Source organism: Eubacterium sp. Marseille-QA0814, from assembly GCF_965119675.1.
Classification (GTDB): Bacteria; Bacillota; Clostridia; order Lachnospirales; family Lachnospiraceae; genus Eubacterium_G.
Map to the genome: position 1 here is coordinate 2,475,915 of NZ_CBCPMG010000001.1, position 13,683 is coordinate 2,489,597.

Annotated in this window: 9 protein-coding genes, 1 riboswitch and 1 other annotated feature; of the genes, 8 read left to right on the forward strand and 1 reads right to left on the reverse strand. The window is 33.1% G+C overall.

Annotated features, from left to right (window positions below; genetic code table 11):
• The first annotated feature begins 161 nt into the window (after positions 1–161).
• The 4 genes from ACQY63_RS11370 to metK all read left to right on the forward strand — a co-directional run bounded on the left by ACQY63_RS11370 (position 162) and on the right by metK (position 6,683).
• Positions 162–1,454, forward strand: coding sequence for a UDP-N-acetylglucosamine 1-carboxyvinyltransferase (locus tag ACQY63_RS11370; RefSeq protein ID WP_022164831.1), 1,293 nt, complete (start codon positions 162–164; stop codon positions 1,452–1,454).
• A gap of 87 nt (positions 1,455–1,541) precedes the next feature.
• Positions 1,542–1,770 (forward strand) — a binding site (T-box leader).
• 256 nt (positions 1,771–2,026) lie between these two features.
• The gene (locus ACQY63_RS11375; RefSeq protein WP_428245243.1) at positions 2,027–4,009 is read left to right on the forward strand and encodes a 2-isopropylmalate synthase; all 1,983 of its coding nucleotides are present in this window, start codon (positions 2,027–2,029) and stop codon (positions 4,007–4,009) included.
• 203 nt (positions 4,010–4,212) lie between these two features.
• Entirely contained in the window at positions 4,213–5,133 is a 921-nt protein-coding gene (locus tag ACQY63_RS11380; protein WP_412335793.1) for a transposase, read from the forward strand.
• 87 nt (positions 5,134–5,220) lie between these two features.
• Positions 5,221–5,326, forward strand: a riboswitch (SAM riboswitch).
• Positions 5,327–5,492: 166 nt separating this feature from the next.
• Positions 5,493–6,683, forward strand: a complete 1,191-nt coding sequence (metK, locus tag ACQY63_RS11385) for a methionine adenosyltransferase (RefSeq protein WP_022164828.1) — start codon at positions 5,493–5,495, stop codon at positions 6,681–6,683.
• Positions 6,684–6,808: 125 nt separating this feature from the next.
• On the opposite strand, the gene ACQY63_RS11390 is transcribed toward metK, so the two are convergent.
• Positions 6,809–7,645, reverse strand: coding sequence for a pyridoxamine kinase (locus ACQY63_RS11390; protein WP_022164827.1), 837 nt, complete (start codon positions 7,643–7,645; stop codon positions 6,809–6,811).
• 373 nt (positions 7,646–8,018) lie between these two features.
• Here ACQY63_RS11390 and ACQY63_RS11395 point away from each other — a divergent pair, with 373 nt between their 5' ends.
• The 4 genes from ACQY63_RS11395 (at position 8,019) to ACQY63_RS11410 (ending at position 13,580) form a co-directional block, all read left to right on the forward strand.
• Positions 8,019–9,410 carry a hypothetical protein gene (locus ACQY63_RS11395; RefSeq protein ID WP_022164826.1) on the forward strand — a complete coding sequence of 464 codons (1,392 nt, stop codon included), beginning with the start codon at positions 8,019–8,021 and terminating at the stop codon, positions 9,408–9,410.
• A 295-nt stretch (positions 9,411–9,705) separates the two neighbouring features.
• On the forward strand, positions 9,706–11,145 hold the full coding sequence (locus ACQY63_RS11400; RefSeq protein WP_302689996.1) for a PLP-dependent aminotransferase family protein: 1,440 nt from the start codon (positions 9,706–9,708) through the stop codon (positions 11,143–11,145).
• 25 nt (positions 11,146–11,170) lie between these two features.
• Complete coding sequence (locus ACQY63_RS11405) at positions 11,171–12,541, forward strand: CCA tRNA nucleotidyltransferase (RefSeq protein ID WP_022164825.1); 1,371 nt, start codon at positions 11,171–11,173, stop codon at positions 12,539–12,541.
• Positions 12,542–12,596: 55 nt separating this feature from the next.
• Positions 12,597–13,580 carry a CotS family spore coat protein gene (locus tag ACQY63_RS11410; protein ID WP_022164824.1) on the forward strand — a complete coding sequence of 328 codons (984 nt, stop codon included), beginning with the start codon at positions 12,597–12,599 and terminating at the stop codon, positions 13,578–13,580.
• Positions 13,581–13,683 lie beyond the last annotated feature (103 nt).

The window sequence follows — 13,683 nt, forward strand, 5'->3', positions numbered from 1 at the left end:
TTGCCTTGAAATTGTGTTACTTATACAGTTTACAAAGTTGCACTTTATGTTATAATAAATGAAAGTGCGTAAAAATATATTTGTATTAGTGCGCGTAAAAATAAAAAACGATAATTAACATTTTTTAGATATAGATTTTACATATAACCAGAGGTGCATAAATGGAAAAGTATGTTATTAAAGGCGGAGTTGCCTTAAAAGGTGAAGTAGAAATTAGTGGTGCAAAGAATGCAGCATTGGCCCTTATTGCTGCAGCAATTATGGCGGACGAGAACGTAACAATAGAAAACTTACCTGATGTAAGTGATATTAATCAATTAATAGATGCAATAGAAACAATAGGAGCTACTATTAACAGAGTAGACAGACATACAGTTATTATTAACGGAGCAACAATTACTTCTCACATTGTTGAAGAGGAACAAATGAGAAAAATTAGAGCTTCATATTATTTGCTTGGAGCTTTACTTGGTAAGTTCCACAAGGCAGAAGTGGCTTTACCGGGTGGCTGTGTAATTGGAGCACGTCCAATTGACCAGCATTTAAAAGGTTTTAGAGCTTTAGGCGCTGAAGTAATTCAGGACCATGGAATGCTTAATGCATTTTCAGAACAGCTTAAAGGAAATCACATTTTCTTTGATGTGTCATCAGTTGGAGCTACTATTAACGTAATGTTAGCAGCAGTAAAAGCAGAAGGTAGAACTGTTATTGAAAATGCTGCAAAAGAACCACATGTAGTAGACGTTGCCAATATGCTTAACAGCATGGGAGCTGATATTAGAGGTGCAGGAACTGATAAGATTAGAATTACAGGTGTTCCAAAATTACATGGAACAGTTTATTCAACTATTCCTGATCAGATTGAAGCAGGTACATTTATGTGTGCAGCAGCAGCTACAGGGGGAGAAGTTCTTGTAAAAAATGTAATTCCAAGACATTTGGAATGTATTACATCAAAGCTTATAGAAATGGGTTGTTCAGTAGAAGAATATGATGATGCCGTTAAGGTAAAATCAGGTGAATTCATTAGATGTGCAAATATTAAGACATTACCATATCCGGGCTTTCCAACAGATATGCAGCCACAGATGGCGGCAGTTTTATCAATGGCAAACGGTGTAAGTACAGTTACAGAAAGTATTTTCGAAAACAGATTTAAATATATGTCAGAACTTGGAAGAATGGGTGCTGTAAATAAGGTTGAAGGAAATACAGCAATTATAACAGGGGTAGGCAGTTTAGAAGGAACCAGTGTGGCAGCACCTGATTTAAGAGCAGGAGCAGCATTGGTTATTGCAGGATTAGCTGCAGAAGGATTTACAACAGTAACAGATATTGTATATATTAAGAGAGGCTATGAGAAATTTGATCAGAAATTAGCAGGACTTGGTGCAATTATTACTGAAGTGGACACGGATAAAGAAGAACAGAAATTTAAATTAAAAGTAGGATAATGTATTAAAAAAAATCAATAAAACTGATTAAATTTGTCACTACACAAAGAAAATGGCTTATGTTAATATATGTTCATCCTAAGAATTATAAAAGCAGTGAAGAGGAGTAGTAATTGTAGAGTGACCTTTAGAGAAGCATTGGTTGGTGAAAAATGCCAGGCACGAAACAATGAACTCGCCTTAGAGCTTCCCGCTGAAAACGTCAAGTAGGTTGGGACGGTTTTCCCCGTTATAGGAATTGGATGCATTAGCATCTTGAGAGCATGTAACACATGAAACAGAGTGGTACCGCGTATGTAAAGCTTACGTCTCTGTGCTGGAAAAGCACAGGGACGTTTTTATGTATTAGGAAATTCTTTAGGAAGTTCTAATACATAAAAAACGTTCCGCTAGGGATGCACATTCCTGCGAAAGGAAAATAGTTGCTGGAGCAACCGCGTTCAGTGCATAGAAGGTCGCAAGCGACATTCTATCTTATTCAGTTTATTTAAACAGGTTTTACTTGAAAAAAAGTACCATAAAGTATAGGATATATATTGGTTTTTAGATATAAAGAAAGAAGAGGTTTTACTATGAATTACAAAAAGTATACAAGACAGTATTTTATGCCACCGGAAGTCACATATGACTGGGTAAAAAAAGAGTACATTGATAAGGCTCCAATTTGGTGTAGCGTAGATTTAAGAGATGGAAACCAGGCTTTAATTGAGCCAATGAGCTTAGATGAAAAATTAGAGTTTTTCCAGTTACTTGTAGACATTGGATTCAAAGAAATAGAAGTAGGTTTTCCTGCAGCATCAGAAACAGAATACAATTTTATGAGAGCTCTTATTGAAAGAGATATGATTCCTGATGATGTAACTGTTCAGGTTTTAACACAGGCAAGAGAACATATTATTAAGAAAACATTTGAAGCTGTAAAGGGAGCAAAACATGCAGTAATTCATCTCTACAATTCAACATCTGTTGCACAGCGTGAGCAGGTATTTAAGAAGAGTAAAGAAGAAATCAAAAAGATTGCTGTTGACGGAGCTGTACTTTTAAAACAATTAGCAGACGAAGTAGATGGAAACTTTTCATTTGAATATAGTCCTGAAAGTTTCTCAGGCACAGAAATGGATTATGCATTAGATGTATGTAATGCAGTTCTTGATGTATGGGAACCAAAGGAAGACAACAAAGTTATCATCAACCTTCCGGCAACAGTTGAAAATGCAATGCCACATGTTTTTGCAACACAGATTGAATATATGCACAAGAATTTAAAATACAGAAATGCAGTTACAATTTCAGTTCACCCACATAACGACAGAGGATGTGGCGTAGCTACAGCAGAGCTTTCAATATTAGCAGGAGCTGACCGTATTGAAGGTACATTATTTGGAAACGGTGAAAGAACAGGTAATGTTGACATTATTACATTAGCAATGAATATGTTATCACATGGTGTAGATCCAAAGCTTGAATTTGGTAACATGCCTGAAATCGTAAAATTATATGAACGAGTAACAAGAATGAATGTTGGTCCACGTCAGCCTTATGCAGGTGATTTAGTATTTACAGCTTTCTCAGGTTCACATCAGGATGCTATTTCAAAAGGAATGGCTTGTAAGGCAAAGGATCCTGAAGGAAAGTGGAATGTACCATATCTTCCAATTGATCCTGTTGATGTGGGAAGAACATATGATTCTGATGTTATTAGAATTAATAGCCAGTCAGGTAAGGGTGGCGTAAGCTATATTTTAAAACAGAACTTCGGATTAGCCATACCTGAAAAAATGAGAGAAGAAATCGGATATAGTGTAAAACATGTATCAGATGAAGAACATAAGGAATTATCACCTGAATGGGTATACCAAATATTTGAAGATAAATATATTAATGAAAGCAGTGTATTTACAGTTCCAGAAGCACATTTTAAACAGACAAACGGAATCGTTGCAGAAGTTACTATTGCACAGAATGATACAGTTCGTATCGTAAAAAGCACAGGTAATGGACGTTTAGACGCTGTAAGTAATGCTTTTAAACAATACTTCAATATTAGCTATGAACTTGCTGTATATGAAGAACATTCATTATCAAGAGGTTCATCATCAAAGGCTGTTTCATATGTAGGAATTAATTATCATGGAACAATGTATTGGGGTGTTGGAATTGATGAAGATATTATTAAGTCATCAATTCATGCATTAACTGTAGCAGTTAACCATTTAGTAAAGGCAACAGGTGATACAGCACTTCAAGATGAAAGATTAACAGAAATCATTAATTATATTAATACAAATTATTTAACAGTAACACTTGATGAATTAGCAGACCAGTTCCATTTATCAAAACCATATTTATCAAAGTACATAAAAGATAAATCAGGAAAAACATTTGGAGAACTGGTTAAGGCGGTAAGAATGAAAAAAGCCAGAACTTTATTGAAAGGCGGTAATATGACAGTTGAAGCAATTGCTGAAAATGTCGGCTACCAAAATGTAGAACATTTTAACCGCTTATTCAAAAAGAAATACGGAATGACACCGGTACAGTTTAGAAATAGTTAAAATTAATATAGGATGTGTATTGCAATAAAAAAGGTGGAACCTTTAGGGTGACACCTTTTTTTATTGCAAAAAATAACCATTTTATATTTATTTTACACTTGAAAAGTACACAAATAGTATGTATAATAAAAAGCAACCTTACAGTTTATGTGAATTAATATAAACTATAAGGGACAATTAACTGCTAAGGAGGAAAAGAAAGTATGAATTTTAACAGACAACACAAGGATAGAATATTCTGCATGATTTTTGGGTATGAAAAGTACAAGGGCAATTTATTGGATTTGTATAATGCATTAAATGAAACAAATTATACAAACTTAGACGATTTAGAAATTACCACAATGGAAAACGCAGTGTATATGAGTATGAAAAATGATGTGTCCTGTATCATTGCCAACAACATGGCTTTGTTTGAACAGCAGAGCACATGGAATCCTAACATGCCACTACGTGGATTTATGTATTTCAGTGATTTGTTTAACAAATATGTATCAAAATATCACTTTAGACTTTATGATGATAAGTTCATAAAAATTCCAACGCCGCAATATTATGTGTTATATAATGGTTCCAGGAAAGTCCCTGACAAACAAATCTTGAAACTTTCTGACGCATTTATCGCACCGCCTAAAGATGGGATATTCGAATGGACTGCCACTGTCTTAAACATCAATCCGGGTTATAACGAAAAACTTCTATCTGCTTGTAAACCTTTAAAGGAATATGCTATATTAATAGAAACAATAAAAGAGTACAGGCAGAAATATGATGATAAAAATGTTGCTATCGAAAAAGCTATTGAAGAGTGTATTAATTGTAATGTTTTAAAAGATTTTCTGCTGGAAAGGAAGGCTGAAGCTATGCATACACTTTTAACGGAATATGATGAAGAAGAGGCAATGGAATATTTTAAACAGCGTGCATATGAGGATGGTATTGTGAAAGGCGAATTGCAGCTTCTTGTTTCTAATATTTGTAAAAAAATGATTAAAAATAAATCTATAGAACAGATTGCTGATGAGTTGGAAGAAGATGTTTCTAAGATTAGAAAAATTTATGACATAGCAAAGGAGTTTGCACCTGATTATAATGTTGAAAAAATAATGGCTAAATTGGGATAGTGAGCACATAAATACTATGATGTCAAAATTTACTACTTGACATATGGCAACTATAATAGTAGTATAGCCATTGCAAATAAATATTTTCTCTTATTCAGAGTAGTGGAGGTACAAGGACCTAAGAAGCTACGGCAACCCCGACATTAGTCAGGAAGGTGCCAACCTGAGCAGACAGAAGTTTGATCAATAAGAGGATTTGATACCTTGATTTCAAGTCCACTGATTGTCAGTGGACTTTTCTTTTTAATAAAATATAAAAAGGTATACTATAATAATAAATTCTCAAAAGAAGAAAATAAATATTTGTAGGATACTATAGTTAAAGCAGAAATGCACAGTAGAAAGTAAAGGAGACGTAAATGGAAAAAAGATTATTTACATCAGAGTCAGTAACAGAAGGTCATCCTGATAAAATCTGTGACCAGATTTCAGATGCCATTTTAGATGAATTAATGAAACAGGATCCCATGAGCCGTGTTGCCTGTGAAACAAGCATCACAACAGGACTTGTTTTGGTAATGGGTGAAATTACAACAAAGGGATATGTAGATATCCAGAAAATTGTAAGAGAGACAATTAGAGAAATCGGATATGACAGAGCAAAATATGGATTTGATTGTGACACATGTGGAGTTATAACAGCTTTAGATGAACAGTCAACAGATATTGCAATGGGTGTAGACAAAGCGTTAGAAGCAAAAGAAAATAAAATGTCTGACGAAGAGTTAGATGCAATTGGTGCCGGAGATCAGGGTATGATGTTTGGTTATGCAACAAACGAAACAGAAGAATTTATGCCATACCCTATAGCTTTAGCACATAAGTTGGCACTTAAGTTAACAGAAGTAAGAAAGAATGGTACTTTAGATTATTTAAGACCTGATGGAAAAACACAGGTTACAGTAGAATATGATGAAGATGGAAAACCTGTAAGACTTGATGCAGTTGTATTATCAACTCAGCATGATGCTGAAGTTTCACAGGAACAGATTCATAAGGATATTAAGAAATATGTATTTGATCCTGTATTACCAAAAGATATGGTAGATGAAAATACAAAGTTCTTCATTAACCCAACAGGACGTTTCGTAATTGGTGGACCAAATGGAGACAGTGGTTTAACAGGAAGAAAGATTATTGTTGATACTTACGGTGGATATGCAAGACATGGCGGTGGTGCTTTCTCAGGAAAGGATTGTACAAAGGTTGATCGTTCTGCAGCGTATGCAGCAAGATATGTTGCAAAAAATATTGTAGCAGCAGGACTTGCAGATAAATGTGAAATCCAGTTATCTTATGCAATTGGTGTGGCACATCCAACATCAATCATGGTAGACACATTTGGAACAGGAAAGTTAAGTAACGAGAAGTTTGTAGAAATTATTCGTGAGAACTTTGACTTAAGACCAGCAGGCATTATCAAGATGTTAGACCTTAGAAGACCTATTTACAAGCAGACAGCAGCTTATGGTCATTTCGGAAGAAATGATATTAATGTACCATGGGAGAAAACAGACAAGGTTGATGTTTTAGCAAAATATGCAAAATAATTAGAAAATAATCTGTTGTAAAATATGTAGTAACAAAAGGGAAAAATGGAACTTATGTAGGTTTCATTTTTCCCTAAATTTTTACTGGAAAATATTGATTTGCATGGAAAATATAGAACATAATTTTATCTGTTTAGTAATTTCAATAAATTAGGAATCTGTGTTTCGAAATTTACTGCGTAATCAACTGCATTAGGATCCTTATAAGTGTCTTCTATACATAGGTAAGTGAAATCAGCTGCAATTTTTAAAGCGTCAAAAACGCTATAGTCATTCATTAAAGCACCGGTAAAAGTGCTTGCAAAAACGTCCCCTGTCCCATGAGATTTAATAGGAACTTCCTTGGTGCCGTACATGAAAAAGTCTTTACTGTTACTATCGTATCCAATGAAACCAAGTTCGCCCTTTGGAAGAGTGACACCTGTAATTACAGCATATTTGGAACCTAGTTTAATTAACTCCAAAAGCAGTTCTTTAATAGTTTCTAAAGAAGCATTCTCTCCAACATATTCTCTATTGAGCATAAAGCATGCTTCTGAAATATTAGGTAAAATAATATCTGCCTTTGAACAAAGTTTTGACATTGTAATTGCAAAGTCAGTTGTAAACCCTGTGTACATTTTTCCGTTATCAGCCATTGCAGGATCTACAATAATATAATTATCACTATTACCAAAGGCAGTAAAAAAGTCAGAAACAATATCAACCTGTTCCCTGCTTCCAAGATAGCCTGTGTATATGGCATCAAACCTGAAACCTTCATTAAGCCAGTGGCTCTTGATTCCTTCCATATCGCCTGTTAAATCCCTAAAAGTAAAATTGTTAAATTTGGTATGGGTAGATAAAACTGCTGTAGGAACAATGCTTGTTTCAATTCCCATTGCAGAAATAATAGGAAGGGCAACAGTTAGTGAACATTTTCCTAAACAGGAAATATCCTGAATACTTAAAACTCTTTTCATGTAAAACTCCTAATTATTATTTGTAAATTAGTTTCTCAAAGTAAAGTCGTTACTAATTACAATGCTTTCATAAAATAAAAATACCCGGATTTTATATTGGAAAGTATAATCCATATGGTATTACTGCTAATATAATAACACAAAAAACAGTGATTGGTAGGTTTTAATTCTAACCACATAATGTACGACAGTTTTCCTTTTTCAATTTGGTAAAGGATAATGAGACAAACGCTACTTGACAGAGAGAATCCGTTTTTGTTAGTTTTGCATTCAACTTGCATTCAACTAATAAAAAGTTAATGCAATAAAATACTAAAGAATCTCGTTATACATATATAACAACATTTCAAGATGGATAAATAGGAGGAGCAAAATGAAAAAGAAAATTTTAAGAGTATGCTTAATGCTGGTTATTCTTTGTGGAGGGATTCTTTTAACTAATGGAAGTGTTCAGGCAAAAACACAGAATTATTACACAAAAGGAAAAACGTTAGTAGTAACGGGTCAGTTAAGGAATGGTACACATATAAAAAATGCGAAAAAGATTAAAAAGATTGTAGTGAAAGACAATATAAAAATTTTACCTACAAAACCTTTTAAGGGTTGTATAAATGTAAAAACTTTGGAAGTTCCGGGAAAATTGATATTTGTAGATGATTTTTTGGGGGAAGTATATGATAATGATAATTATGAGAACTTTCCGATAACTGTAAAAACAGTTAAATTTACAACACAGTTATCAGATAAACCAATGTATAAGTTTTATTTAACACATAAGTTCATTGTAAGCAAAAAGGACAAAAAATACAGAAGTTACAAAGGAAGCATTTATACAAAAAACGGGAAAAAATTTGTGGCAATGCCAAGCGAATGCAAAATATTGAAAATTCGAAAAGGGTGTAAAATAGTTAATGTTGTTGGATTTTCGTATGAATCTTATAATGAAGAAAGTTGTAGTGATGATCCGGATTATTATATATTTACTTGTTGTAAGAAACTAAAAAAAGTTATTATTCCATCAACTGTAAAAAGTTATTATACAAGTGACAGCAATTTTAAAGATTATATGCGAGAGGCAATTAATGATGTTGCTTATAGGGCAAAATATGTAATAAAAAATAAAAATATATCATGCGAGGGCATGGAAGCTTTGTATGAAGTATTGGAAGATAGAATTTTTAAGATTTTTAAAAAGCAAATAAAAAAACAGGGAGATTTTTATATTTATAATAACAATATTTTAGTTGGATATGATGGATGTCAGCTGGTTGTAACTATTCCAAAAGGAATAAAGTATGCTATGAAAAATTCTCTTAGTGTAATGAAAGAATCTTCTTATAGCATAATTAGAGCTGTTAAATTACCAAAAGGTTTTAAAGATAAAAAATCAAAAATATGGAGAGGACATTCTTACTATTCAGAATGGTATAATCAGGATAAAATTTTATTAAGTAATTATTATCATTCTGTTCCGTCTTCGCATGGTGTGGGGTATAAATATAATACTTTTTGTACATTTGAATATTGTAAACATTATTATGGTAAGACAATACAAATTATATCTGACATAGATGGAATTATTATATTTTCAACAGATGTTCCTGTAAGGGTAACTGATAAAAATAACAATATTGTGGAAAGAGATTTAGATGGAAGTTATACGGTGTATGTAAATAAAGGAGATGCAATAAATGTACAGCTTCCCGATAAAGTTAAAGATGACGAATTCATTTGCTTAAAAGATTTTAATGGAATAGAGAACTAAAGGAGACGGAATTAATATAGTTTAATATAAATATAATGGAACATAGTGAAACCTCCGGTTGATTTGGGGATTTTTATCTGTTAAAGATAAATACCTCTATATACTGTGAGGTTTCACTTATTTTACATTTGAAAAAATATAAAGTATAATCCATATGGCATTACTGATAATATAATAACACAAAAAAACAATAATACCAGTAGATGATATAAGGTAATATATTAGTAGCTAAAATATGTTATTAAGAATTTATAGATGAAGTAAATAATTAAAAAGTAACAGAGGTAAAAACTATATGCTAACATATGATTTTGAAAAAAGAGGAAAAATGTCTCTGTATGAGTATTTATATAATTGCATAAAAAATGACATTTTGTCAGGCAAAATCAAAGCGGGGGAGAAACTGCCATCAAAAAGGACCATGGCGAAAAATCATAATATAAGCGTTATCACTGTAGAAAATGCTTATGCACAGTTGCTTGTAGAGGGATATATTTTTTCGAAAGAAAAGCGTGGATATTTTGCCAGTGAAATAAGTGGACAATATTTAAACAATGGTGGAATTAACGGAAACAAGGAAAAAATAGTAGAAACAAAAGTATCCTTGAAAAGTGGGCAAATCAAAAAGAAAATCCAGGATACAAAAAAGCAGTGGCTAGTAGATTTCAATTCCAATCACATAATGTACGACAGTTTTCCTTTTTCTATATGGTCAAGGATAATGAGACAGACTTTACTAGACAGAGAGAATTCATTTCTTTCAAGCCCATTACCAAACGGCGTAGTGGAACTTAGGGAAGCCATAGCAAACCATTTAATGGAATTTCGTGGTATGGAAGTAGATGCAGAGAACATAATAATTGGTGCAGGAACAGAATATTTATATAGCATTATTGTTCAGTTACTTGGAAGAGATAGTGTTATTGCCGTAGAGGACCCAGGCTATAGGAAAATTGGAAAAGTTTATGAAAGTAATGGAGTGGAATGTTTACACTTACCAATAGATAATTCAGGAATTCAAACAAAGGCGCTGTTAGGAAAAAAGATTGATGCAGTACATATTTCTCCATCTCATCATTTTCCAACAGGTAGAGTTATGCCTGTATCAAGAAGACAGCATTTAATCCATTGGGCAAGAGAAAACAATGGGTTTATTATTGAAGATGATTACGACAGTGAGTTTAGATTTTCAGGCAGACCAATTCCTACAATGGTTGGAATGGACAAGGAGAGAGTAATATATATGAATACTTTTTCGAAAACTCTTGCACCATCAATAAGAATTGCCTATATGGTTTTGCCGGACAGCTTAATGGAAAAATTCCATACCAAACTTAATTTTTATTCAGGTACTGTTTCAAGTTTTGAACAGTATACCTTGGCAAATTTTATTGCAGGAGGTTATTACGAAAGACATATTAACCGAATGAGAAATTATTACAGGGATTACAGAAACAAAATAATAAATGCCATTAAACAGTCAGCATTATATCCTAAGGTTACAATAGAAGAGGAAAACGCAGGACTTCATTTTATTTTAGGAATAAAAAAAGAAATCGACGATAACCGGTTCAAAAAGATACTAAGGGAAAACAATATAAATATTTCATGTGTATCTGATTACTGTTATAATGATTTAAAAGAGTTTGACCATAAGTTCATTATTAATTATTCTGCGGTGCCTGAAGACAAGCTGAAAAAAGCACTGACTATTATGAACAACGCGTTGGAATAAAAAAAGAAAGAGTGAGATTATTATAGTGAATAAATATAACGGAAACAAAGAATTTAAAATAGACATTCCAAAGTCTGTAAAATTAATAATAGATATTTTGGAAAAAAACGGCTACGAGGCGTTTGCTGTTGGTGGATGTGTAAGAGATACTATTTTAGACAGAAAACCTCAGGATTGGGATATTACAACTTCAGCATTGCCTAATCAGGTAAAGGAGTTGTTTTACAGAACAATTGATACAGGAATTCAACATGGAACGGTTACAGTTTTAATTAAGGGAGTAGGTTACGAGGTAACTACTTACCGAATTGATGGTGAGTACAATGACAGCAGACATCCTGAAAGTGTAGAGTTTACAGCAGATTTAATAGAGGATTTAAAAAGAAGAGATTTTACTATTAATGCCATGGCATACAATCCGGGAATTGGTTTGGTAGATGCTTTTGACGGAATTGGTGATATAGAAAAGAAAGAAATAAGATGCGTAGGGAATCCAAGAGAAAGATTCGGGGAGGATGCCCTTAGAATACTTAGAGCAGTAAGATTTTCGGCGCAGCTGGGATTTCATATTGAAGAGGGTACAATGGAAGCCATAAAAGAACTGGCAGGCACTCTTGAAAATATTAGTGCAGAGCGTATTCATGTGGAATTAGAGAAACTGATAATGTCAAATCATCCTGACAAACTTATAACAGCTTATGAGGCAGGCATAACTAAGGTGGTGCTTCCTGAATTTGACGCCATGATGGAATGTCCGCAGGTAAGCCCTTATCATATGTATAATGTAGGGGAACATACAATTAAGGTAATGGAGAATGTGCCACCAACAAAAGAAATGAGATGGGCTGCATTGTTACACGATGTGGGAAAACCTGATTCAGTAACTTATGACAAGAAGGAGCCAACAAGAATGCACTTTTACGGTCATGCTCATGTGGGAGCTAAGATGGTTTCGACCATTTTAAGGCGACTGAAAATGGATAACAAAACAATTAAGCTTGTAACAAGACTGGTGGAACATCACGATGACAGACCGGTGGCGGACAAAAAAGAACCTGTTCAGATTCGAAAAAGTGTAAATATAATTGGCAAAGATATTTACGATATGTATTTGCAACTTGCGTATGCTGACATTCAGGGGAAAAGTCAATACGGCAGAGAAAAAGGCATGGGGGCATATATTTACTCAAAAGAGCAGTACGAATACATTGTGGAAAATAATATATGCACCTGCAAAGGTGACATGGCTGTATCAGGAAGAGACTTAATAGCAGCAGGCTGTCCAACAGGTGAGATAATAGGAAACATACTTGATGAACTTCTTAAACGTGTAATACAGAAACCACAATTGAATAACAAAGAATCGTTAATGGAAATAGCAAAAACAATGTTCTAAACAGGCTTCTTTTTTCATATTTTTAGATAATGTATTAAAAATATGGAGGGAAGGTATGAACGAAAAAGCATTAACAGTGTTAGAACAATACGATTTAAACATAAAAGGTACTTACAGAACAAAAGGAAACTATGGTTGTACAACAGATGAAGGAAAATATCTCCTAATGGAATACAACAATAGCAACGAAAAAATGGTTCTAATGAGTACCTTTTATGATTATTTGGAAAAAGCAGGGTTTGTAACGGATAGTGTTATAGCAAACAAAGAAGGAGTATATGTTTCAATAAGTGAGGACGGCTATGCATATATTCTGAAAAAATGGTTTGATGGAGAAGACTGCAATAACACAAATAGAAAACATCTGCTACTTACAGTGGAAAATCTGGCAAAATTTCATAACGCAACAGAAAATACAACGGATATTTTTAAAGAGCAGAAATTTCATAAGGGAAGAAATCTGCTTGAAGTTATGAATAAACATAGCGGTGAAATATTGCGTATAAAAAATTACATAAAAAAGAGAAAAAACAAAAATGCTTTTGAAATGTACCTTCAAAACATTATAGAGGAATATTACATACAAAGCGTGGAGGCTTTAGGTGCAATTAAGAATTCCCGGTATGAACAGCTGTATAAGGAAAGCATTGCCAACGAGACAATTTATCATGGAAGTTACAATTATCACAATGTACTAATTAAGGAAAATAAAATAATCATGATTAACATGATGAAAATTTCCTACAGCCCGTCAGTTCAGGATTTGTATGACTTCATCAGAAAAGTGCTTGAAAAAAATAACTGGAACATTGCTTTAGGAAATGAACTTATTAAGGCATATGATTCAGTAAGAAAATTATCAAATATGGAGAGGGCAGTATTGAAAAGTCTTCTTAGTTATCCGGAAAAATTCTGGAAAATAATAAATTATTACTATAATTCTAACAAAGCCTGGTATTCTGAAAAAAATGAAGATAAATTGAAACAGTTCAGAAAAATGGAAAAATTAAGACGAAAATTTATAGAAAATATGGGATAAATAGCAAAAGTGAAACGTAAATTTATAGAAAATATGGGATAAATAGCAAAAGTGAAACATAAAAATGATTTTATAGTTTTAATTATTTAGGGTTTGTGATATT